The sequence below is a fragment of the Massilia sp. NP310 genome, assembly GCF_019443485.1.
Lineage (GTDB): Bacteria > Pseudomonadota > Gammaproteobacteria > Burkholderiales > Burkholderiaceae_D > Telluria > Telluria timonae.
In genome coordinates this window covers 938,953-962,093 of the sequence record NZ_CP080379.1, presented here as the reverse complement: position 1 = coordinate 962,093, position 23,141 = coordinate 938,953, and the positions used below count along the sequence as shown (strand labels likewise).

Annotated in this window: 14 protein-coding genes; 5 read left to right on the top strand and 9 right to left on the bottom strand. The window is 67.1% G+C overall.

Annotation, left to right across the window (positions count from 1 at the left end):
* Window positions 1-59: 59 nt before the first annotated feature.
* Window positions 60-413 carry a hypothetical protein gene (locus KY496_RS04375; protein ID WP_005671024.1) on the bottom strand — a complete coding sequence of 118 codons (354 nt, stop codon included), beginning with the start codon at window positions 411-413 and terminating at the stop codon, window positions 60-62.
* Between the two features lie 147 nt (window positions 414-560).
* Window positions 561-2,438 carry a patatin-like phospholipase family protein gene (locus KY496_RS04370; protein WP_219864016.1) on the bottom strand — a complete coding sequence of 626 codons (1,878 nt, stop codon included), beginning with the start codon at window positions 2,436-2,438 and terminating at the stop codon, window positions 561-563.
* Between the two features lie 353 nt (window positions 2,439-2,791).
* On the opposite strand from KY496_RS04370, the gene KY496_RS04365 reads away from it, so the two are divergent.
* From KY496_RS04365 to KY496_RS04350, 4 genes are all read left to right on the top strand, one after another.
* A complete protein-coding gene (locus tag KY496_RS04365; RefSeq protein ID WP_219864015.1) occupies window positions 2,792-5,794 on the top strand; it encodes a TonB-dependent receptor in 3,003 nt (1,000 codons plus the stop codon).
* Window positions 5,795-5,864: 70 nt separating this feature from the next.
* Window positions 5,865-8,057 (top strand): beta-glucosidase, encoded by a 2,193-nt coding sequence (locus KY496_RS04360; RefSeq protein WP_219864014.1) that lies wholly within the window; start codon window positions 5,865-5,867, stop codon window positions 8,055-8,057.
* Window positions 8,058-8,066: 9 nt separating this feature from the next.
* A complete protein-coding gene (locus tag KY496_RS04355) occupies window positions 8,067-9,362 on the top strand; it encodes an AraC family transcriptional regulator (RefSeq protein ID WP_219864013.1) in 1,296 nt (431 codons plus the stop codon).
* The gene (locus KY496_RS04350) at window positions 9,359-10,927 is read left to right on the top strand and encodes a glycoside hydrolase (RefSeq protein ID WP_219864012.1); all 1,569 of its coding nucleotides are present in this window, start codon (window positions 9,359-9,361) and stop codon (window positions 10,925-10,927) included. The genes KY496_RS04355 and KY496_RS04350 overlap by 4 nt, the downstream gene beginning before the upstream one ends.
* A 4-nt stretch (window positions 10,928-10,931) precedes the next feature.
* Here the strand turns inward: KY496_RS04350 and KY496_RS04345 are convergent, their stop codons facing one another.
* Window positions 10,932-11,708: a hypothetical protein gene (locus tag KY496_RS04345; RefSeq protein WP_005671038.1), complete on the bottom strand. Its 777-nt coding sequence runs from the start codon at window positions 11,706-11,708 to the stop codon at window positions 10,932-10,934.
* Window positions 11,709-11,911: 203 nt separating this feature from the next.
* Between KY496_RS04345 and KY496_RS04340 the strand changes: the two genes are divergently transcribed.
* Window positions 11,912-12,112: a hypothetical protein gene (locus KY496_RS04340; RefSeq protein ID WP_005671040.1), complete on the top strand. Its 201-nt coding sequence runs from the start codon at window positions 11,912-11,914 to the stop codon at window positions 12,110-12,112.
* Window positions 12,113-12,119: 7 nt separating this feature from the next.
* Here KY496_RS04340 and KY496_RS04335 read toward each other — a convergent pair whose 3' ends face one another.
* The 6 genes from KY496_RS04335 to KY496_RS04310 are packed head-to-tail and all read right to left on the bottom strand — an operon-like array spanning window position 12,120 to window position 23,014.
* Entirely contained in the window at window positions 12,120-12,755 is a 636-nt protein-coding gene (locus tag KY496_RS04335) for a hypothetical protein (RefSeq protein ID WP_005671042.1), read from the bottom strand.
* A 42-nt stretch (window positions 12,756-12,797) separates the two neighbouring features.
* Window positions 12,798-13,883, bottom strand: coding sequence for an SGNH/GDSL hydrolase family protein (locus tag KY496_RS04330; RefSeq protein ID WP_219864011.1), 1,086 nt, complete (start codon window positions 13,881-13,883; stop codon window positions 12,798-12,800).
* A 47-nt stretch (window positions 13,884-13,930) separates the two neighbouring features.
* Entirely contained in the window at window positions 13,931-16,801 is a 2,871-nt protein-coding gene (locus KY496_RS04325; RefSeq protein ID WP_219864010.1) for a TIM-barrel domain-containing protein, read from the bottom strand.
* Between the two features lie 26 nt (window positions 16,802-16,827).
* Window positions 16,828-18,501: a DUF5597 domain-containing protein gene (locus tag KY496_RS04320; protein ID WP_219864009.1), complete on the bottom strand. Its 1,674-nt coding sequence runs from the start codon at window positions 18,499-18,501 to the stop codon at window positions 16,828-16,830.
* Window positions 18,502-18,533: 32 nt separating this feature from the next.
* Entirely contained in the window at window positions 18,534-20,828 is a 2,295-nt protein-coding gene (locus tag KY496_RS04315; RefSeq protein WP_219864008.1) for a glycoside hydrolase N-terminal domain-containing protein, read from the bottom strand.
* Entirely contained in the window at window positions 20,825-23,014 is a 2,190-nt protein-coding gene (locus KY496_RS04310; protein WP_229520412.1) for an exo-alpha-sialidase, read from the bottom strand. Before KY496_RS04310 ends, KY496_RS04315 begins: the two co-directional genes overlap by 4 nt.
* Between the last annotated feature and the right edge of the window lie 127 nt (window positions 23,015-23,141).

Here is a 23,141-nt window from a genome sequence, read left to right as displayed (position 1 = left end):
GCCGATCGCGACGTTGCCACGGTCAGTGGCGTGCGCGCCTTGCTACGTCGCCGGTCGTGTTACCTGGCCGGCGGCGTCGTTGCCTGGGTGGCGCCATCGCCACCGGTCGGTTCCGAAGCACCGCTGTCGCGGGGCTTTTCCGCATCCTGGCCGGCGACCACGCCGCCGATCGCGGTGCCGCCTTCGCCCGGACCGGTGCCCGGGACCGTCGACGGCGCGGTGGCCGGCTCGGCCACGATAGCGGCGTGCGGATCGGGATTCTGGGTGGCGACAGCTGCGGGCGACGCGGGATCGGTCGGGGCCGGGGAGGCCTCGACGTCCGACTTCTTGCCACAAGCGGACAGGGCGAGCACGGCGGCCAACACGCCGGTGCTCAACAGGATGCGATTCTTGCTATATGAGTTATGTTGCATTGCAATATCCGTTGACCTTGAGATATATCGGGAATATATATGAATTCATGAACGCTACAAATAAGTATTTTACGCAATGTATACAATTTCTGCGTGACATTAGGTGAGAATTGTCCCGCGATTGTCGTGCTAATCTCAGCGCGCCTGCTAATGTAAAGACGCCTCGCCGCCATCGCCCTTGCGCGCGGCGCGCCGGCGCGCCGCGGACGGCAGGTCCGCCTGCGGCCGTTCGCCCTCGTGTGCGCCGGCCGGTGGCGCCGTCCTTGCGGCGACATCGAGCAGGCGCGTCTCGCCCAGCCGCCACCCCTCCTCTCCCATGCGCAGCAGCGTGCGCCCCTTCATCCGCACCAGTTGGCCCTCCACCTCGGCTTCGCTCGCATGCCAGCGCAGGCTGGCCTGGCCGGCGCCCTCGATCGTGATCACGTCCGGCGCCACCAGGCCGCCGGCCATGCGCGCATGGCCCGGCAGGTACGGCATGGCCTGGGCCAGGCGCTCGCTGGGCCTGGCTCCCATCATGCCCACCTGTTCGGCCAGCGCCTGCCACAGCGCGCCGGATTGCGCGCGCAGCGCCAGGTAGCGCCGGGCCTGCTCGCGTCCGTGCGCCAGCAAGGCCTGGGCCAGCTGCGGATCACGGTCGAACTTCGAGAACAGTCCCAGCTCCTTGCGCACTGCGGCGCCGACCGCCTCGCCGTCGAGCACGATGCGCACCACCTCGATCGGCTTGTCGTGGGGACGCGAGCGCTGGCCCGGATCGTCCAGCCGCCCGTTCACGGCTTCGATGAAGGCCACTTCCTGGTTCAGCGACAGGTTGCCGGACAGGGTGTCGCGACGATGCCACAGTTCGTCGCCCGACTGGGCGTTGCCCGGGCCGGCGAACTTGCCGCTGAAGTCGTAGCGGTCCTGGTTGATCTGCAGGATCCACAGTCCGTCCGGCTTCTTGGCCGGATCCACGCCCGACGAGATGAAATTCTTGATCGGCGGGTTTTGCGAGAACAGGCCGTCCCAGCACGCCATGCGGCGCGGCTCGTGGGTTTCGGGGTCGAGCGCCTGGATCGATTGCGCCATGAAGACCCACGGCAGCGAGGCCGAGGCCACCACCGCGTCGAGGGTGATGCCGGCGTCGATTGGCGCGCGCTCGGAGCTGAAGGCAACGAAGGCGCCGCTGTCGATGTCCACCGCGCCGACCAGCAATTGCGGCAGCGCCCGGGCGGCGTCGCGCACCGCCTGCGCCAGGCGGCCCAGGGCGTCCGCCTCGAAGCGCAGCTCGGGCAGCTCGAGGGTCTCGAAGGTGGTGCGCAGCAAGGTGCCCGGCGCCAGCCGGTGCGCCCGCGACCAGGCCGCGATCCAGCCGCTGGACGCCAGCCGCGCCCGCAGGTCGTGCTCGATCGCGGCCTGGCGCGCCTGCAGCCGTTCGCGCTCGCGCGCGCTATCGGCCATGCGTTCCTCGAGGGCGATCGCCTGCCAGCGTTTGATTTCTTGCGGAATGCTGCAAAAGTCGCCGATGGCCCCGACCAGGTCGAAGTCGACGTGCGGCGCGATCGACTCGCGCAGCTGGAAGTAATGACCGCGGATCCAGCCGCCCAGCGGCGGATACATCGTGGTCAGCATCGGCCAGGTGGCGGTGGCGAAGCGCTCGATCTCGCGCAGCGGCGACAGGTAGGGACTCAGCTTCAGGTCGACCTGGGTCAGGCCGCCGACCCACTGGCCGATGTCGTTCAGCAGGCGTTCACCGGGCGCGCTGGCGCAGTTCGCATCCCAGAAGCGCTCGAGCCCGGCCCTGGCGGCCTCGGGGCCGCCCAGCAGGTAGCCATACCAGGCCAGCAAGGCGCTGATGGCGCCGCCCGAGGTGCCGCTGATGCCGGTCAGCTGCAGTATGTCGGCAGCCCCATCCGCCAGCGCCCGCCCCTGTCCGGACGCCAGCTCGGCATTGTGAAACTGCGGCAGCAGCGCCGGCAAGGCGCCGGCGGCATAGGCCGCGTGGCTGCCGCCGCCCTGGCAGGCGATGGCGATGTTTTTGATAGGCATGATCTCCTCCCTCGTCCAGATCGACAATCGAGGCAGGCATTCGCCCATGGATGAAGTGCCAGGCACCGGTAAACGCCGGCCTGTCGCTTTTAGGCAGTTGGCGGCGCGCACAGTTCCATGTCCGGCCCGGCGCCAGCCCGGAAACGTCGCGTCATGATAACGATTTCATCAAAACCGCAACGTTATCAATAAATATTTACGACAAGCCCATTCAGCCAATGATTGCGCCTAACATTAGGTGTTATATTTACTGACAGATTGCGCGATTGCCATCGTCCGGCGGTCGCCGATCCCGGCAGCACCAGATAAGGGACCCCATAGATGGGTTCTTCAAACAAAGACGGAGACACAATATGAGACAGTTGAACAAGTCGGCCATTGCCGTGGGCGTCGCACATCTGTGCTGCTTGTCCGCGGCTTTTGCTCAGCAAGCAGCGCCAGCGGCGAGCGCGGCTCCCCAGGTGGTCACGGTCACCGGCCAGCGCGCCGCCCTCGACAGCGCCCAGCAGCTCAAGAAGAACTCGGACGAAGTGGTCGATTCGATCGTCGCCGAAGACATCGGCAAGCTGCCCGACAAGTCCATCACCGAAGTGCTGCAGCGCATTCCCGGCGTGACCATCGACCGCACCATGTCGCGCGCCGACCCCGAGCACTTCTCGGTCGAAGGGTCGGGCGTGTCGATCCGTGGCCTGAGCTGGGTGCGCTCGGAGCTGAACGGCCGCGATTCGTTCTCGTCGACCGGCGGCCGGGCCCTGAATTTCGAGGACGTGCCGCCCGAGCTGATGGCCGGCGTCGACGTCTACAAGAACCCGTCGGCCGAGCAGATCGAGGGCGGCATCTCGGGCCTGGTCAACCTGCGCACCGCCCTGCCCTTCGACATCAAGGGCCAGCGCATCTCGGGCAGCATCGAAGGCACCTACTCCGAGCTCAAGAAAGGCAAGACCCACCCCGCCGGCTCGCTGCTGTACTCGAACCGATGGCAGACCGGCATCGGCGAGATCGGCGCGCTGGTCAATTTCGCCAGTTCGCGCAGCGTGACCCGCACCGACGCCTTCCAGGTCGAGCCGTATTATCCGGTCGCCGGCGCCGAGCCGGGCCGCACCGTCTGGATCCCCAAGGGAGCGCAATGGCGCACGCTCGACTTCGACCGCAAGCGCCAGGGCGCCTATGGCGCGCTGCAGTGGAAGAAGGACAATACCCTCAAGAGCCACCTGACCTGGTTCCGCTCCAAATACGATATGCGCTGGGACGAGAACGCGCTGTTCTCGGCCGAGGGCACCCCGACCAACCTGCGCGTGACCAACGGCGTGTATGACGCCAACGGCGCCTTCCTGAGCGGCACCATCACCAACCCGGCCGCCGGCAGCATCGAGTACGCCAACAATGCGCGCACCGCGACGCGCGACTCGGTCACCACCGACATCGCCTGGAACGTCGAATGGAAGCCCTCCAGCAACTGGACCTTCACTTCCGACTTCCAGCACGTCAAGGCGCGCTCGGAAGGCTTCGATTCGACGGTGGCGCTCGGCACCCTGATGCCGGAACTGAACCTCGACGTGACGGGCCCGCTGCCGCGCATCACCTTCAGCCCGGCGCAGGCCGCGGCGATGAGCGACCCGAATCACTTCTTCTGGGCCCTCTCGCAAGAGCACCTCGACCGCAGCGTGGCCGAGCAGAAGGCGTGGAAAGGCGACGTCAAGTACGACTTCGACCACCCGGTGCTGCGCGACCTGCGGGTCGGCGTGCGCCTGACCGACCGTGACGCCAAGACCATCAATTCCAACCCGAACTACCACTGGGTCGGCATCTCGCAGCGCTGGATGATGCCGTGGCAGATCAATAACCTGGCCTACCTGAGCGACCCGCGCTTCCAGGCGCCGACCACGGTCAACCAGTTCAACAACTTCTTCAACGGCGACGCCAGCGTCCCGGCGATCATCTTCCCGGCGGCGTCGGTCACCGCCGGCTTCCCCGGCAGCTATGCCCAGCTGCACGGCTTCCACGACATCCTGTGCGCGGAGGCAGGCAACAGTTGCACGCCGTGGACGCCGGCCGCCTTCGGCGAAGCCAACCCATCGGGCGACAACGAGCAGGCAGAGAAGACCAAGGCGATCTATGGCCAGCTGCGCTTTGCCTTCGACGACCTGCGCTTCCCCATCGACGGCAACGTCGGGCTGCGCTACGTGAAGACCGAATCCGATTCGTACGGCTACACCGTGTACAACTCGACCTTCATCGTTCCGCCGGGCGGCACCACCGGCCTGCCGGTACCGGTGATCGCGCCGTTCGCCGGCCGCGAGGACTATGAGAACAGCTACCACAACTGGCTGCCGAGCCTGAACCTGCGGCTGAAGGCCAGCGACGAGCTGCAGTTCCGCTTCGCCATCGGCAAGGGCATGTCGCGGCCGAACTTCGACCAGCTGCAGGCCTATACCACCCTGAGCCAGAACGTCAGCAGCACGACCACCGGCACCGGCGCCGGGCAGGTCACCAACGTCACTTCGGTCGGCCATACCGGCGAGGCGATCGGCAATCCCATGCTGCGTCCGGTCACCTCGCGCAATATCGACCTCACCGCCGAATGGTATTTCGCCAAGGCCGGCTCGCTCACCGTCGGCCTGTTCGACAAGCGCCTGCGCGACATCATCATCAAGCAGAGCCGGTCCTATCAATTGATCGACTCGGCCGGACGTGCAATCGATTTCACCGTCGCCACGCCGGTGAACGGCGCGCGCGGCAGCGCCCGCGGGGTCGAAGTCGCCTACCAGCAGTACTTCGACCGCCTGCCGGGCTGGCTGGCGGGCTTCGGGGTGCAGGCCAACTACACCCACGTCAAGACCAAGCGCGACCTGTACAGCCCGGTGTTCTCGCCGTGGTGCACGGCCGGCAACAACGCCGCCAACCTCAACCTGAACCTGAACGGTTGCGATACCGACGGCCGCACCTTCGGCGACCTGCCGCTGGAATACATGTCGCGCAACTCGTATAACCTGGCGCTGCTGTACGACCGCGGTCCGTGGTCGGCGCGCCTGGCGTGGAGCTGGCGTTCGAAGAGCCTGCTGGGCAATAACAACAACGGCACCAACGGCACCAATGGCGTGGACAGCAATCCGGACAGCCCGACCTTCGGCCAGAGCGTCGTGGCCTGGGGCTTGCCGATCTGGGCCGACGACTATGGCCAGCTCGATGGCGGCGTCAGCTACAAGTTCAACGACAACTACCGCATCGACTTCCAGGCCCAGAACCTGACCGACGCCAGGTACAAGCAGATCATGACCCACCATGTCGGCGACAAGGGCCGCGCGTGGTTCGTAACGGGGCCGCGCTACAGCGTGCGTCTCGGCGTGACGTTCTGAGGTCGCGAACCGGCCGCGCCTCCGTCCAGGGCGGCGCGGCCATCAAACAAGAAGACAAGGAGACAAGAGTATGCAGCATGCTTTGCCGAACGCCCGCTGGGCCATTGCCCTCGCCGCCGCCTGCGCCGTCCAGTGCGCGCAAGCCGCTCCCGACGCCGCCCAGCAACGGGCGGCCAAGCTGGTGAGCCAGATGACCATCGACGAAAAGATCGGCATGGTGTTCGGCCAGTTTGGCGCCGAATTCCAGGGCAAGCAGCCCCCTGGCGAGGCGCTGGCGCAGTCGGCCGGCTACATCAAGGGCATCGAGCGCCTGGGCATCACGCCGCAGTGGCTGACCGACGCCGGCATCGGCGTCGCCTCGCAGCCGGGCAAGCAGACCCGCGCGCGCACCTCGCTGCCGGCGGGGATCGCCACCGCCGCCACCTGGAACCCGGCGCTGGCCTTCAAGGGCGCGGCCATGATCGGCAAGGAGGCGCGCCTGTCGGGCTTCAACGTGATGCTGGGCGGGAGCGTCAACCTGGCGCGCGAGCCGCGCAACGGCCGCAACTTCGAATACACCGGCGAAGACCCGCTGCTGGCCGGGATCATGGCCGGCGAGCAGATTCGCGGCGTGCAGTCGAACCACGTGATCTCGACCGTCAAGCACTATGCCTACAACGACCAGGAAACGGGCCGCAACCACCTGAACGTCAAGATCCAGGACGCCGCCGGGCGCATGTCCGACCTGCTGGCCTTCCAGATCGCCATCGAACGCGGCAACCCGGGCGCCGTCATGTGCGCGTACAACCGCATCGGCGGCGTGTACGGCTGCGAGAACGACCACCTGCTGAACAAGGTGCTCAAGCGCGACTGGGCCTATAAGGGCTATGTGATGTCGGACTGGGGCGCCGTGCATTCGACCATCCCGGCGGCGCTGGCGGGCCTGGACCAGCAGTCCGGCTACCCCTTCGACAAGTCGCCCTACTTCGACGGCGCCCTCAAGGAAGCGGTGCAGAACGGCCACGTGCCCGAGCAGCGCCTGGACGACATGGTGGCGCGCATCCTGTGGGCGATGGGCACGCATGGCGTGCTGGACCACCCGGTCAAGGTGCGCGACAAGGAGATTGACTACGCCGCCCATGCCCGCATCTCGCAGGAAGACGCCGAGGAAGGCATCGTCCTGCTCAAGAACGCGGGCAATCTGCTGCCGCTGGCCCCGGGCTTGAAGCGCATCGCCATCATCGGCGGCCATGCCAACAAGGGCGTGCTGTCCGGCGGCGGCTCGGCCCAGGTCTATCCGCGTGGCGGCATGGCGGTGCCGAACGAGGGACCGCAGGCCTGGCCGGGGCCGATGGTCTATCTGCCGGGTTCGCCGATGCAGGCCCTGGCGCGCCGCAGCAAGGCCAGGCTCGACTGGCACGATGGCAAGGATACAGCCGCCGCCGCGAAGGTCGCCGCCGGTGCCGACGTGGTGCTGTTGTTCGCGACCCAATGGACCTCGGAGGCGAACGACGTGCCGAACCTGTCGCTGCCGAACGCCCAGGACGCGCTGATCGCCGCCGTGGCCAAGGCCAATCCGCGCACGGTGGTGGTGCTGCAGACCGGCACCCCGGTGACGATGCCGTGGATCGACGCCGTGGCCGGGGTGGTCCAGGCCTGGTATCCGGGCACGAACGGCGGCGAAGCGATCGCGCGCGTGCTGAGCGGCGAAGTGGATGCCTCGGGACGCCTGCCGCAGACCTTCCCGCTGGCCGAGAACCAGCTGCCGCGGCCCAGGCTCGATGGCCTCGACCTGCCCAAGGACAGCCGCTTCGACGTCGACTACGACGTCGAGGGAGCGGCGGTCGGCTACAAATGGTTCGACCTGAAGGGGCACAAACCGCTGTTCGCCTTCGGCCACGGGCTGTCGTACACCAGCTTCACCTACACCAATCTGAAGGCCGAGGCGGCGGACGGCGGCATCCAGGTCAGCTTCGACACACTGAACAGCGGCGCGCGCGCCGGCAAGGCGGTGCCGCAGGTGTACGTGTCGAAGGTCGGCGCCGGCTGGGAGGCGCCGAAACGGCTGGGCGGCTGGGACAAGCTGGCCCTGAACGCCGGCGAGCGTCGCGCCAGCAAGGTGGCGGTCGACCCGCGCACGCTGGCGGTGTTCGACGCCGCATCGAACCGCTGGAAGATCGCGGCCGGAGAATACCGGGTGATGCTCGCGACGGCGGCCGACGCTCCGGTGCAGACGGTGACCGTGCGCCTGCCGGCGCGCGAGTTCGCGGCAGGCGCTCGCTGACAGTTCGCCATGCATGCCTTCCAACGCCGGGCGCTGCTGGCCCTCCTGGCGCTGCTCGCGGCTAGCCTGGTGCTGGGCACTGCCTGCTACCGGCGCAGCTTCCTGGACGTCGCGCTGTTGAGCGGCCCGGGCGACGGCCAGGCGGCCTGGCGCGTCCACCCGGGTGGCGACGCCTCGGCCGGCGGCGCATCGAACGTGCGGGTGCTCGACGACGGCCGGCGTCTGCGCATGGCGCTGAACGTCGCCAGCGGCACGACCTATCCCTACGCGGAAGCCAACCTGTTCTTCCTTGGACCGAACGGTGAGCCGGCGCACGCCGACCTGACGCGCTTTGCCTCGGTGTCCTTCATCGCCACCTGCGCGCCACAGAACACCTTGTCGCTGGTGGCGCCGACCTTTGAGGAGGGCCTGTCCCGGCGCGGCGACCCGGCCAGCTACCGCGCTCCATCGAGCTTCTTTTCCTGCAACGAGCAAGGCAGCCGGGTCGAACTGGACCTGACGCGCATGGAGACGCCGCAATGGTGGTTCGCCCATGCGGGACTGCCGCTGTCGCGCCAATCCTACCGCCTGGACCAGGTGCCCAAGCTGGCCATCGGCAGCACCTTCCAGACACCGCGCGACGTGGCGCTGGTGGTCGACGTGAGCAGCCTGACCCTGCATGGCCGCGACCTGCGCTGGATCATCATGCCCGGCGCGTTTCTTCTGCTCGCCTGGGCCGGCTTCGGCCTGTGGCTGTTCCGCGCCCACGCGCGCGCCCTGCGCCGCGAGCTGCAGGACAAGCTGCAGAAGGACTTGCCGATCGTGGCCTACCAGCAGCTGTCGCTCGAACTCCCGCTGGCGCCGCGGCGCGACCGCGAAAAGGCGGCCATCCTGCAGGCGATGGCGAGCCGCTATGCCGAGGCCGACCTGGACCTGGACGCCGTGGTGCAGGCGGCCGGCGTCAACCGCAACAAGGTCAACGAGATCCTCAAGGCCGAACTGGGCTTCACCTTCACCGGCTACCTGAACAAGCTGCGCCTGGCCGAGGCGGCGCGGCTGCTGGCCGAGAAGGGATCGGCCACGGTCTCCGAGGTCGCCTACACGGTCGGCTACAACAACGCCTCTTACTTCAACAAGCTTTTCAAGGAGGAGTATGGCTGCACGCCGAAGGCGTTCCGCGCCACGCTGGCCGGCGCGCCCTGCATGGCGCCTGAACCTGACACGTCCGGCACGATTGCTTCAACTATCCGCATGGCGCATGCCATGGCGGGTGGCGCACCGTATGCTGGGGCTTCACCAGGCTCACCACGGGAATTCGATCCATGAGACACACGCCATTCGCCCAGGCCTTGATGGCCGCGGCGCTCATCCTGCCTCTCGGCGCGCTCGCGCAGCAGCGCAACATCGACGTCGACGTCACCCAGGTCCAGGGCAAGCTCGACCGCATGTTCACCCTGTCGGTCGGCGCCGGGCGCGCCAACGAAGGCTTGCGCGCCGACTGGCAGCAGCAGCTGGCCGAGATCCGGCGCGACGCGGGCTTTCGCTACATCCGCTTCCACGGCCTCCTGACCGACGACATGGGCGTGTACAAGATCGACGCCCAGGGCAAGGAACAGTACAACTTCCAGTACATCGATGCGTTGTTCGACTACCTGCTCTCGATCGGCATCAAGCCCTTCGTCGAGCTGGGCTTCATGCCGAATGCCATGGCCAGCGGCGCCAAGACCATCTTCTGGTGGCGCGGCAACGTCACGCCGCCACGCGACTACGGCCAGTGGGAGCGCCTGATCGAGGCCCTGACGCGGCACTGGACCGAACGCTATGGCAAGGAGGAAGTCGCGAGCTGGTACTTCGAAGTATGGAACGAACCGAACCTGGACGGCTTCTGGGCCGGCACCCAGGACGAGTACTTCCGGCTGTACGCCCACGCGGCGCGCGCCATCAAGCGTGTCGATTCCTCCTACCGGGTCGGCGGCCCGGCCACCGCCGGCGCGGCCTGGATTCCCGAAATGATGGCCTATGCCGACAAGAACAAGGTGCCGCTCGACTTCGTCAGCACCCATTCGTATGGCGTCGGTGAAGGCTACCTGGACGAATTCGGCACCAAGGGCACGGTCCTGAGCCGCGACGAGATGGCGGTGGCCAGCGACGTGCTCAAGAACCGCAGGGAGATCGCCGCCTCGAGCATGCCGAAGCTCGAGCTGCACTATACCGAATGGAGTTCGTCGTACACCCCGGCCGACCCGACCCACGACAGCTATCACCAGGCCGCCTACATCCTGAAAAAGCTCAAGCAGAGCAGCGGCGCGGTGCAATCGATGTCGTACTGGGTGTTCACCGATATCTTCGAAGAGCCCGGTCCGCGCTTCGAGGCCTTCCACGGCGGCTTCGGGCTGATGAACACGCAGGGCATCAAGAAGCCGGCCTATTTCGCCTACCAGTTCCTGAACCAGCTCGGCCACACGGAGCTCAAGAATGCGGACAAGGATTCCTGGGCGACCGTCGACGACAAAGGCAATGCCCAGGTCCTGCTATGGGACGTGACCCAGACGCTGCCCGACAAGGTCAACAACCAGCAGTTCTACATCAAGGACTTGCCGCCGAAGGCCAAGGGCCAGGTCGCCGTGACGCTGCGCGGCCTGAAGCCGGGCGCCTACGCCATGACGGTGTCGCAGGTCGGCTACAAGCAGAACGACGCCTTCACCGCCTATATCGGCATGGGCTCGCCAAAGCAGTTGACCCGGCAGCAGGTCGCCACGCTCAAGGCGCAAGCCACCGGCAAGCCGTCGCAGCAGAAGACGGTCACCGTCGGCGCCGATGGCCGCCTGGCCACCAGCCTGCCGCTACGCGAGAACGACGTCTACCTGCTGCAGTTCGCTCCAGCGAAATGATGGGTCAGCCTTTCGCCAGGATGGCGGCGATCGCCGCATCGGCGCGTTTGTAGAACGCCGGCCATTCCTGGTCATAGCTTGCCCGCGCCTTTTGCGTGAGCGCGCTTCGCGAGGTGAACATGTGCAGCACGCTGCCGTCGCGCTGGACGACGACCTCGGGCGTGACGATCTCTGACTCGATGACCTTCTCGCCCGGGTTCTTCACGATCGGCGCGAAACGGTTGGGCACTTCATAGACCTGGACCCGGCCGTCCGCCCCCTGCTTGACGTGGATGATCTTGGTCTCACCCGGTCCCATCGCGTCGCGCAGCCGCACCACGCCGGCATGCGCCTCGCGCGCGGCGCGGACATCGAAGCCTCTTTGCAGCATGTCGACCACGACGCCGAAACCGCCAAGGTATTTCCCGATGGCCGGGTCGATCGGTTGCGGCCGCTGGAGGCCTTGCCACGCCATGCCGAGCATGTCGACGACGGTCGCGCTATCGAGCCCGGCCGCGACGACGGCCGCCGGCGCCTTCGCCAGGTCGGGCGTGGGAGCGGGAGCGGGAGCGGGAGCGGAAGTGTCGGCCGGCCCGGCGGGCGCTGTCTGACCGGCCCCGCCAGGCCCGACATCGGGGATGCGCGGGAATGTTTCCGGACCGCCTGCGGTATTGCTTGATGACTGCTCCCCAGGCTTTCCGCCCGCATTGGCCGTTGACTGCGGCCACCAATCGAATGCTGCGCAACCCGACAGCCCGAGGATCGAGCCGACAAGCATTGTGCGCGCCAAGAGCAATTTCATCGCGACCTCCCTGAATCTGCGTCGATAGAGAGCGTATGATGACGCGCACCGCGGGCGGCTTTTTATATCTATAACAAGCCGCAGACCGGTTAGCCCGTCCTCGCCGTGAAGCATTGGCGTCGATATACGGCTACGTTAGAATCGTGCAACGCTGCTCGCTCCAATCCAGCGTTCACTGATCACGCAACATTACGGGAATCGATATGGCAAAGAAGGAAGAAGAACTGGACGAAGAAACCTTGGCGTTCATCCAGTGGTGCATCGAAGTGGAAGGTTTCCTGGTCGCCGGCGGCGCCACCGTCAAGCAGGCCCAGGATCACATCGAAGAACAGATCGAGTGGTTCACCGACCAGTTCTACGATTCACTGACGCCCGAAGAGGCGGCGAAGGAAGCGCTGGCCTGAACCCGGTTCAGCGCGGGTAGGTGAAGCCGGTGCGGATATCCATCGGCGCCAGGCTGTCCCGGGTGCGCACCATCAGGCGCTGCGGCGGCTCCTCGCCGGCCAGGGCGCCGGGCGCGAACGGCAAGCCTTCGGCCTTGCGCACCAGCGCGTCGCAGCGCTCGTAGACGTTGGGGCAGCCGGTGGCGGCCAGCAGCGCCTGCACCACCGGCACCTTCCACAGGTCGACGCCCCCGGCGTTGAACTGGCAGACCAGGTAGCCGTCCGGGCCGCCATAGCCCTGCACCACCAGGCCGGGCAGGCCATCCTTTTCCCCGTCGACCAGCTGGACCAGCGCATCCGGTCCGACCGCGCGCCAGGTGTCAAGCCGCCGTTCGATGGCGGCCTGCACCCGGCGCTTGATGAGCGCATGGTCGACCGCTTCATCCTCGCGCAGGGTCCAGACGCGGGCCGCGATCTGCGACCTGGCGTTGTAGGCGGCGCGCGCCAGGAAGCGGCGCGACGACGACTGCACCAGCGCGGTCACGCCGATCTTGTTGCGCTCGTGCGGCTTGCCGTCGACTTTGTCGATCGCGGACTGGTAGATCCAGGGGTCGCCGGCAAGGATAGCTTGTTCCTTGCCCTGCTTGATGGTGATGATGAGCATGTGCGGCTTTCGTAACGAAGCCCGGCATGATACAGCACCGCCCTACCACCCCACTCTTTGGCGTACGAAAGTGGTCAGCAAGTCCGCGTTCGCCTGGTGCTGCGCCACGCGCGGGTGCTTGCCATAACCGGTGAACGGAAAGAACAGCGTGTCGATGCGCGCGTCACCGGCCGAGCGCAGGTTCGTGACGGCGGTCTCGACATACCCTGGCCAGGGCGATCCGGCCCTGGTCGCGTCCATGCTGCCGAGCGCGCACACGATATACGCCTTCGGGTACAGCGACCTGACGCGCGCGACGAAAGCCTGGTAGGCCGCGATCCGCTGCGCTTCATCGGGCTCGGGCTGCAGCTTGTGGTCGCGGCCGATCAGCCAGCTATCGTTCTGCATCAGGTTCACCACCACCACGTCGGGCGTCCAGCGCGAAAAGTCCCAGCGGCTGTCATTGTCGCCGACCGCGCTCAGCTGGTCGTAAAAGTCCGGCATCGTGAACGGGAACCAGCTGATCATGATGCCGATGCCGCCCTGCGAGGTGAAATGCGCTTCGGCGCCGAGCTGGCGGGCGGCGATCGCGGCGTAGGACCGATAGTTGTTCTTGTCCTTGCCGTGATGATCCTCGCCATCGTCAGGCGCCTCGTTGCCCATGCCGCTGGTGATGGAATCGCCGAAGAACTCGATCCTCCGGCCCGGCCTGGCCGGCGGCGCCTGCAATGCCGCCTTGTCGTCCAGCGCCAGGCCGAGGAACACGGTGGCGCCCTCCTCGCCCTCGGTGCGCTTGGTGAGCAACACCCGATGCACGCCGGGCGCGAGCCCGTTGGCCACGAGGTAGCTCTTCTTCCCCTTGTCGAGCTGCAGGATGATCGGCCGCTCGGTGTCGCCGTCGAGGAAGACGTTGTAGTAATTCTTGCCGTGCTGGTCGTCGAGGACGATGGACAGCGAGGTGCCGGTGAAGGTGGCCGCCACCGACGTGCCCGGCCAGCTCAGCACCGGCGCGCGGCGGTCGCTGAAATCGATGCGGCCCGTGTACTGCAAGTGCTGGTGGTCGGGCGCGACCGTCTCGAGCGCATGGGCGGGCGCCAGGTGGAGCAGACCGGCCAGGGCCAGGCAGGCCGCGTAAGAGAAGATGTTCATGGGTGTCGACTGAAAATGCCGGGCACGCGCACGTGCCCGGCGGGTAATCACAGCTTGATGCTCACCGGCTTGCCCTCATACACCACCGACTTGTCCGACGCATCCATATCGGCCGCGGTCGACACCCCCGGCTTGATCACGCGCACCCGGAACTCGCGCTTCTCGACCATGCCCTGGTAGCGGCCGACGCGCTCGCCGATCTGCACCACGCCGGCCTTGTCGTCGTAGCTGATCGGGATGCGGCTGGCTTCGCCGCGCTGGTAGGCGTTCGTCACGCCGTCGTCCTCGTACAGGGTCGCGAGGCCGTTGGCGCCGGCATACACGAACAGCGTCAGCGGCGCATCGGGCTTCTCGTCCACGTACTGGGTCACGGGACCGGCCGTGATCACCGAGCCGGCCTTGACGAACAGCGGCATGCGCTCGCGCGGCGCCTGGATGGTGCGGGTCGCGCCGCCCTGGTGGCGCTCGCCGGTATGGAAGTCGTACCAGTCGGCGCCGGCCGGCAAGTAGACCTGGCGCTGGCGCGCCTTGTACTCGTACACCGGCGCCACCAGGAACGAAGGCCCGAACATGTACTGGTCCTTGACGTTCTTCGCCTTGTCATCGAGCGGGAAGTCCATCGCCAGGCCGCGCATCATGGTGCCCGAGCGGTAATGGGTGTCGGATGCGATCGTGTAAATATACGGCATCAGGCGGTAGCGCAGCTTCAGCCACCAGACCATATTGTCGCGCATGGCGTCGTCGCCGGCGGCGATGTTATAGATCTCGCGCTTGACCACCTCGCCGTGCGAACGGAACAGCGGCGTGAAGGCGCCGAACTGGAACCAGCGGTGGTTCAGCTCGCGCCACTCTTCCATGTCTTCCGGATTGGCCTTGGCGCGGCTGGTGGCGCGGTTTTCCTGGGCCGAGCCGACGTCGCCGCTCTGGAACCGCACTTCCTGGGCATAGCCGCCGATATCGTGGGTCCAGTTCGGAACGCCCGACATCGACATATTGGTGCCCGACGCGATCTGGTCGTACAGATTGTTCCAGCGTCCGACCGTGTCGCCGCTCCACACCGCCACGCTATTCCTCTGGATGCCGGCAAAGCCCGAGCGCGACAGGATGAACTGGCGCTTGTCGGGCTGGTCGCGCTTGAGGCCATCGATCATGGCGCCCGTGCTCACCAGGCTGTAGGGATTGAAGGTGATCTCGCCGGCGCCATACACGGTCGGTCCGATCAGCTGCTTGAAGTCTTCGAGGCGACTGTTCGACAGAACGTCGGGTTCGGTATTGTCCATCCACCAGGCGTCGAAGCCCAGGTCGACCAGCTTGGTCTTGAGCTGGCGGTAATAGATCTCGCGCGCCTCCCTGGTGTACGGGTCGTAGTGGCTGTTGAGGTAACCCTTGCCGACCCAATCGCGCGAGCCGTTCTCGACGTTCTTGGTCCACATGTATCCTTTGGACGCGAGCTCTTTGTAGTTGTCGGTATTGGCGTAGAACTTGCCCCACACCGACAGCATGATGCGCGCATTCTGCTTGTGGACGGCGTCGACCAGGCCCTTCGGATCCGGGAAGCGGGTCTTGTCGAAGTCGTGCGAGCCCCAGCCATCCTCGGGCCAGTAGAACCAGTCCTGCACGATGTTATCGAGCGGCCAGCCGCGCTTGCGGTATTCGCCCAGGGCGTCGAGCAGCTGCTGCTGGGTTTCATAGCGCTGGCGCGACTGCCAGAAGCCGTAGGCCCATTTCGGCATCATCGGCGCCTGGCCGGTCAGGTGGCGGTAGCCGGCGATCGCACCGTCCATGCTGTCGGCGCTGATCACGTGGTAGTTGATGGCCTCGGCGATCTCGGACGACATGGTCAGCGAATGGCGCTCGGGCGCCGGGAGCGGATTGTTGTGGGTGATGGCCACCATGCCGCCCGACGGCTTCCATTCCAGGTGCAGCTTGACCGGCTTGTTCTTGTCGAATTTGACCTCGAAGTTGTGGTACCACGGGTTCCAGCCCATGCGCCACACGTCCATCACTTCCTTGCCGTCCACCGTCAGCCTGGCGTAGTCCGAGGAATAGAGCTGCATCTTGTGCACGCCCGGCTTGTCGCTGCTCATGGTGCCTTCCCATACCACGCGCACGTTCTTGAGGTCCTTGGCCGGCTTGAGCTCCTTGGGCCAGTTCTCGTCCACGTCCTTCAGGTACTGGTAGTCGATGTCCTTCTCCTGGCGCGTCAGCGCCAGCTTGCCGTCGACGTAGTAGCGCGCGGTCAGGCCGGCCTGCTTGCCATCAAGGCTGCGCAAGACCAGGTCGCGCGACATGTGGTCGTAGGGCGTGGCGTCGCCGAAGCGCGAGATCGAGTTGTTGTCCCACAGCAGGCCATAGCCCTTGTCCGACACCACGAAGGGCACGGCGGCGATCATATTGTGCTGGGCCAGCAGCACGTCTTCGCCGTTGTAGTTCATCTGGTTGTTCTGGTGCTGGCCCAGGCCGTAATAGGCGTCGCGCGTGCCATGATTGAAGCCCTGCTTGATCGCCAAAAACGGCTTGCCGCCGACATCGACCGGCTGCATCGACTCGGACGCCTGGGCCAGGAAACGCTTGCCGGCGGCGTCGAAGAACTGGACCTGGCCGTCTTTCAGAGACACGGTGGCCGAGATCTTGCCCGCCTTGAGCTGGACGTTGTCCGTCGCGGGCGTGACCGTGAACGCGCATTTGTCGGCGCACGGCGTCGCCACCGTCATGAGCGAGGGCGTGAGCGTCCTGTTCTCCTCGGCGAGCTTCACGACCTGGATGATGTTGTCGCTCATCAGGTTCAGGCGCACCACCTTGGCGCCACTATCGGGCCGCACTTCGATGCCGGTGGCGGTCTGCTGGAAAGTGCCCGCATGGGCCTGGAGCCCGGAGGCGAGGAACAGCGCCGCGGCTGCCACCTGTGTCATACGCATTTGCATATCTCCTGTCTTCATCGTTGTTATTCCTGGTACGTCCCGAGCCTGACCTTCAGCACCACCGGCGCCGCCGGCAGGTTCAGGCCATAGTCGGTCTGGTCGCCGTTCCAGTTGCGCTCCATGACCCAGCGGCCATTGGCGTCGAAACGGCCTTCCTCCACCCGCCCCAAGAGCGAGGGCTTGCCCGCGTTCGCGCCATCGCCCGCGAACTTCACGCGCGCCTGCTGGCCGACGAGCACGAACTCGTTCTCGCCGACCTGGGCGATGGCCACGCCGCCGCCGGGCTTCTCGGTTCCTTCCTTGAACTCGCTCTTGTCCTTCAGGTACTGGCGCTCGCCGAACTGGAATTCGCGGAACGACACGGTCGCCTTCCAGCCCTCCAGCGCCACCGTCTGCGGCGCACGGTCGTCGCCCTCGGCCACGCCGTGGGTGCGGCCCTCGAAGGCCCAGCGCGCCCACTGGCGCTGCATCGGCGCGAACACGCCATACACGGTGGCGAAGGGCTCGACCATGCGGCGGTCGGTGAACTTCGAGCCCAGCGGGTAGTTGCTGTAGTCGAAGTAGTCGAGCCCGAACGGCGCCACGCCCAGCGCCCCCATGCCGAGGATCTGGTACACGTAGCGCGCATAGCCCGCCGCATTGCCCATCTCCGGCACCATCAAGGCGTTGTCCGGCCGCTGGTACGATTTCAGCACCGCCGTCACCTTGTTCGACTCGGGCATATAGATGTCGGGCGCGGCCAGGTCGATGTGCGGCGCCGCCGCCTTGTAGATGTCGATCACGTCCCAGGTCGGCCCGCCGCTGGCGAAGTTCGCTTTCCACGGCGCCGCCGGCTTGCCGTCGAGCGAAGGCTCGCGCAGGGCGGCGTTGACGAACATCGGCAGGTCGTACACCGCGCGCCCCGCGCTGGCGATCGACTCGATATAGCTGGCGATGGCCCAGGAATGGAAGTACTGGTCGGCGTAGTCGCCATACACCTGGCGCCAGCTGCCCTGGGTCACGCCCGCCACCTTCGGCTTCTGGCGCGCCAGCACCGCGGCCGGCACCTGCTGGCGGAAGGCCGCCTCGGCGCGTTCGCCATGGTCGCGCGGGACGCCATAGGTGCCCACCTCGTTCTCGACCTGCACCATGATCACGGTGCGGTGGCCGCTGTCGATCTTCCTGATGTGCTCCATCATCCTGACGAAGGCGCGCCGGTCGGCCGCCAGCGTCTGCTCGCCGAACGGCGAATGGCTGTAGACCGTCTTGCCGTCCTTGTCCTTCATGCGCGGGAAGCGCCGGTTGTCGAACTTGACCCATTCCGGCAGGTAGCCCGGCCCCGTGTTCTTCCAGGTGCCGAACCAGACGATGACGAGCCTGATATCGTTTTCACGCGCCTGCGAAACGAGGGTGTCGAGGAAGCTGAAGTCGAACTCCCCTTCCTTGGGCTCCACCTGTTCCCAGGCGACCGGCATCTCGAGGGTATTGGCGTGCGCGTCCTTCAGCGCCGCCCAGACCTTGGGCAAGGCGCCCGGATAGTTGCTGGAGTTATGGGCCTGACCCGCGAGCATCAGGAACGGCGCGCCGTCCACCATCAGGGCGTGCCGGCCATCCTTTTCGACGAGGCGCGGCAGCTCGGGATCGGCCGCCGCCGCGCCGGCGCTGGCCAACAACAGGCAGAGGCGCGCGAGCCGGCGGGCGAGTGGTTTCAGGGTCATGCTGTTCGTCTCCTTCGTTGTCATTCTTGTCGTTAGCGCAACTGCGCCGGGTCCAGGCTGCGGCTTTGCCCTGCCGCCAGATCGATCTCGATGAGTTTCGCGCCGTAGCGGACCTTGACGGGACCGCCGTTACCGGCCACCGCACGCACCGTGGCGCCCTGCAAGCGTCCGTCAGCCCAGCGCAGGTCCACTTCATACCCGCCACGCGCGCGCAATCCCTTCACCGCGCCGCGCGCCCATGCCGACGGCAGCGCCGGCAGCAGGTGCAGTTCGCCTCCCTGCGATTGCAGCAGCATCTCGGCGATCGCCGCGGTGGCGCCGAAATTGCCGTCGATCTGGAACGGCGGGTGGGCGTCGAGCAGGTTCGGATAGGTGCCGCCGGCGTTGTTATGTTCCGAAAAGACGCCGGCCTGTTCGGCCGCGCGCGCGCCCGGCGCCGCCAGCAGGCCGCGCAGCATGCGGTGGGCGCGCTCGCCGTCGTGCAACCTGGCCCAGAACGCCATCTTCCAGGCCATCGACCAGCCGGTGCCGGCGTCGCCGCGCGCTTCCAGCGTGCGGCGCGCGGCGCGGGCCAGGTCCGGCGTGCGCACCGGATCGATCTGGCGCCCCGGGAACAGCGCGAACAGGTGCGACACGTGGCGGTGGGTGTCGCGCGGCGTGTCGAGCACCGGGTCCTTCTTTTCTTCCAGCCATTCGAGCAGCTGGCCCCAGCTGCCGATGCGCGGCCCGGCCAGGCGGTCGCGCATGGCGGCTAGCTGCGCGCGCAGCTCCGGATCGGCCCGCAGGATGCCGGCCGCCTCGACCGTGTTGTTGAACAGGTCCCATACGATCTGCTGGTCGTAGGCGACGCCATCCTCGACCGGGCCGTGTTCCGGCGACCAGCCCTGCGGCGCGACCAGCCGCCCGTCCGGCAGCTCTTTCAGATGGTCCTGCCAGAAGGCGCTGGCCTCCTTCATCACCGGATAGGCGACCTCGCGCAGGAAGCGCTCGTCGCGGTTGAAGGCGTAGTGTTCCCAGAAGTGCTGGGCATACCACGCATTGCCCGTCTTGTTCCACAGATAGTCCATGGCGCCGAAGGGATTCGACTCGGTGCGCAGGGTCCAGCCCCGGACCGGCTGGCCATCGGCGCGGCGGAATTCTTCGGCGGTGGCGCGCCGCCATACCGGGGCCATGCCGTTGACGAAATCGAAGAACGGCAAGGCCAGCTCGCCCAGGTTCGTCACCTCGGCCGGCCAGTAATTCATCTGGATGTTGATGTTGGTGTGGTAATCCGCATTCCACGGCGGCGTGAGGCTGTTGTTCCACAGGCCCTGCAGATTGGCCGGCAGCGAACCGCGCGAACTGGAGGCCAGCAGGTAGCGGCCGTACTGGAAGTACTGGGCCTCGAGTTCCGGATCGCCGCCCGCTTTCGTGTAGGCCAGCAGGCGCGCATCGGTCGGCAGTGCGCGGCGAGCGGCCGGCGTCTCGCCCAGGTCGATAGCCACCCGCTGCATCAGGCGTCGGAAATCCGCGACGTGTTCCTCGAGGAGTGCCGTTGGCGCACGCGCCGCGGCCTCGTCCACCTGTGCGGTCACGCGCGCCAGCGGATGCCCGCCTTCGAAGCGGCGCGCGGCGTCGAGCACGTAGCTGGTGCCGGCGCCCAGGATCAGGGTCAGGCCGTCGGCGCCCGCGAACGCGATGCGCTGGCCGTCGGCGACCAGCTTGCCGCCATCGCTGATCACCTGCGCCTGGCTGGCGTAGGACATCACGTTGCCGCTCGGCGCCTGGTCGGGCAGCGCGAAGCCGGCCAGCGTGCCGGTCGCATGCAGCCGGCCGTTGGCCACGGCGAGATGGGCGCCATGACGGTCCGTCAGGGACACGGCGCCGCTGTAGCGGCCGGGCCGGTCGGCAGTCAGGCGCAGCACGATCACCTGGGCCGGGAAACTTGCCCAGGCTTCGCGCCGGTAACGCACGCCGCCATGCGTATACGTCACCGTGTGCACGCCGCGCCCGAGGTCGAGCGTGCGGCGATAGTCGGTCACCCCGCTTTCGTGGCCGGGCAGCTCGACCAGCAGGTCGCCGAAGGGCTGGAAGGCGCCCATGGTCTTGTCGTCGCCGGTCCACAAGGTGATGTCGTTGAACTGCAGGTGTTCGCGGCCCGGCTGGCCGAACACCATGGCGCCGATGCGGCCATTGCCGATGGGGAGCGCCTCTTTTTCCCAGCCCTGGTCGTCGTCCCGGGCCGGCCGATCGTAGCGCAGCATCATCTCAGGCGCGGCGGCGCTGATTGCCGCCAGCGAGAAGGCGCAGGCGCCCAGCAGGATGCGCAGGCTGGAGAACATCTTCATATCGGTCCCGGCCTTCCATAGACGATGCCGCGGCCGGCGGTGCTCATGTAGACCACGCCAAAGCGGTTCATGTCGCCGACGATGAAGTGGCCGTCGCCGGGGCCGCCGTACTGGTGGGCGTCGTCGTTGATGCGCTGCCAGCTGCGCCCCAGGTCGAGCGAACGGTGGACGCCGCGCACGCCCTTGACGCTGCCCCAGATGTAGACGGTCGGCTCGCGCTTGCCCGGTGCGGCCTTGCCGAAACCGACCGCGCCGCAGTAGCCGACGCCGGCCAGCGGCGCGAAGCTGGCGCCGCCATCGCGCGAGCGCACCAGGCCGCCGTCCTTGAGCGCCACCCACAGGTCGCCGTCGCGGCCCGGCAACGCACGAATCAGTCTGGAGCCGCCCGGCGGCAGGCTGGCGCGCGGCGCGAAGCTGGCGCCGCCATCTACGCTTGCCATCAGCGCCTTGTCGTCGTAGGCGTAGAACGCTTTCGGGTTGACCGGATCGGCGACCGCGCGCAAATCGCGTCCCGCCAGGCCCGCCACCGGCGTCCAGCTGGCGCCATCGTCAGCCGAGCGGTACAGGGTCGCCGATCCCTGCGGCGCATGCACGAGGGTCGCCCCGTCGCTCGACATCGCGACCCGCCCGCGCTTGCCCTGCAGCGTCGGCGTCCGGGTCCAGGTGTCGCCGCCGTCGCGCGTGATGAGCATGGCATCGCCCACCCGCACCATGCTGCCGGGACGGCGGGCGGCGCCATCGAGCCCGGTGGTGGTGCCGATCTCGGGCTGGTGGATACGGCCCGGGCGCGCCGGGTCGTCGTGCACGAAGCCGTCGTAGTCGCCGATGGCCGAGACCAGCGGCGCGCCCGGCAGGCTGACCAGGCCGAGCGGCACCGTCTCTTCCAGGCCCTTCACGGTGAAGGTCCAGGTGGCCGGCGTGGCATCGATATCGGGCGTGCGGAACACGCCGTTGCCGGACGTGACCCATACCGCGCGCGGATCGAGCGGATCGAATTCGACCGAGCCGGCCCAGTGGATCGCGTGACCCTCGAGCCAGGGCACGCCGGCCGCGTCGCGCCGGAAGCCGCGCGCGATGACGTCGACCCAGTTGGCGCCGCCATCGTTCGACACGAAGACGCGGTCGCCGCGCGCATCGCCCTGCGTGATGAAGGTGTTGATGGTGGAAACCACCAGCCGCCTGGGATTTCCAGGATCGACGCTGACGCCGGCGAACGGGCGGCTCTCGCCCACCGGCGTCACGTTGCGCCAGGCGCCGCTGGCGATCTCGTATTGCCACACCTGGCCGCGGTCGATCGGCTCGCTGCCGCTTTTGTCCGGATGCGGGCCGGCGCCGTTGGCATAGGTGATGTACAGCTTGCCGGCGCCGTCGAAGGCCGCGCGCTGCGGCATCAGGCCGGCCGGGCTGCCCGCCACCGGCACGAAGCTCGCGCCGGCATCGTCGCTGCGGTACAGGTTCGGGCCGACGCTGCCGAAGCGCGACACGCCCACGAACAGCCGCTGCGCGCGGCCCTGCCGGACGCTGGCGGGGTCGGGCAGCACGATGTTCAGGCCCACGTCGTTGGGCGTGGTCGTCACCGCCAGCGCCTGGTTGCGCTGCCAGCTGCGCCCGCCATCGGCGCTCTCGAACAGGCCATCGCGGCGCGAGCCCAGGTACAGGCGCTTGCCGGCCCCCGGATCGACGGCCAGCCGTTCGCCGCCCTGGCGTCCGAAGCCGTTGCCGTGGGTCTTGAACTGGGCGCTGACGTCGACCACCTCGAAGCTCTTGCCGTAATCGCGCGAGCGCAGAATGGCGGTGCGTCCGCCGTTCAGGTAGGCGATCCCGGCCAGCAACCACACGTTGGCGGCGTTGTCGGGGTCGATCGCCAGCGCGTCGATGCCCAGCAAGCCCGTCTGGTCCTCGGCCACCCAATCGAGCAGCGGCGTCCAGCGGCCCTCCGTGGCGCGCCACAGGTAGGCGCCGCCGACGTCGGTGCGGGCGTAGGCGATGCCCGGTTCGCTGCGGCTCGGCACGATCGCGGTCACGAAACCGCCGCCGCCGATGGCGACGCTGTCCCAGACATAGCCCGCGCCGTTCGGGACGACGGGGGCGGCCATGGCAGCGGCGGCGACGCACACGGCCGCAACCACACCCAGGACCCTGCGCCAACCCATGCCGGGTCGACGGGCGATCGTGGTACGCATCATGTCTCCTGCCTGTATTTATTATTGGCTTGCTGGCAACCATGCTAATCAATACAGGGGGCGCTTGCAACTAAAATGTTCGCGCTAACAGAAAACGTTATCATTTGGGCTGAATGTTTTATCGCCGATC

Coding starts and splice junctions, on each gene's coding strand:
- KY496_RS04375 (WP_005671024.1), bottom strand. CDS start 413: ATGCAACATAACTCATATAGCAAGAATCGCATCCTGTTGAGCACCGGC.
- KY496_RS04370 (WP_219864016.1), bottom strand. CDS start 2,438: ATGCCTATCAAAAACATCGCCATCGCCTGCCAGGGCGGCGGCAGCCAC.
- KY496_RS04365 (WP_219864015.1), top strand. CDS start 2,792: ATGAGACAGTTGAACAAGTCGGCCATTGCCGTGGGCGTCGCACATCTG.
- KY496_RS04360 (WP_219864014.1), top strand. CDS start 5,865: ATGCAGCATGCTTTGCCGAACGCCCGCTGGGCCATTGCCCTCGCCGCC.
- KY496_RS04355 (WP_219864013.1), top strand. CDS start 8,067: ATGCATGCCTTCCAACGCCGGGCGCTGCTGGCCCTCCTGGCGCTGCTC.
- KY496_RS04350 (WP_219864012.1), top strand. CDS start 9,359: ATGAGACACACGCCATTCGCCCAGGCCTTGATGGCCGCGGCGCTCATC.
- KY496_RS04345 (WP_005671038.1), bottom strand. CDS start 11,708: ATGAAATTGCTCTTGGCGCGCACAATGCTTGTCGGCTCGATCCTCGGG.
- KY496_RS04340 (WP_005671040.1), top strand. CDS start 11,912: ATGGCAAAGAAGGAAGAAGAACTGGACGAAGAAACCTTGGCGTTCATC.
- KY496_RS04335 (WP_005671042.1), bottom strand. CDS start 12,755: ATGCTCATCATCACCATCAAGCAGGGCAAGGAACAAGCTATCCTTGCC.
- KY496_RS04330 (WP_219864011.1), bottom strand. CDS start 13,883: ATGAACATCTTCTCTTACGCGGCCTGCCTGGCCCTGGCCGGTCTGCTC.
- KY496_RS04325 (WP_219864010.1), bottom strand. CDS start 16,801: ATGCGTATGACACAGGTGGCAGCCGCGGCGCTGTTCCTCGCCTCCGGG.
- KY496_RS04320 (WP_219864009.1), bottom strand. CDS start 18,501: ATGACCCTGAAACCACTCGCCCGCCGGCTCGCGCGCCTCTGCCTGTTG.
- KY496_RS04315 (WP_219864008.1), bottom strand. CDS start 20,828: ATGAAGATGTTCTCCAGCCTGCGCATCCTGCTGGGCGCCTGCGCCTTC.
- KY496_RS04310 (WP_229520412.1), bottom strand. CDS start 23,014: ATGATGCGTACCACGATCGCCCGTCGACCCGGCATGGGTTGGCGCAGG.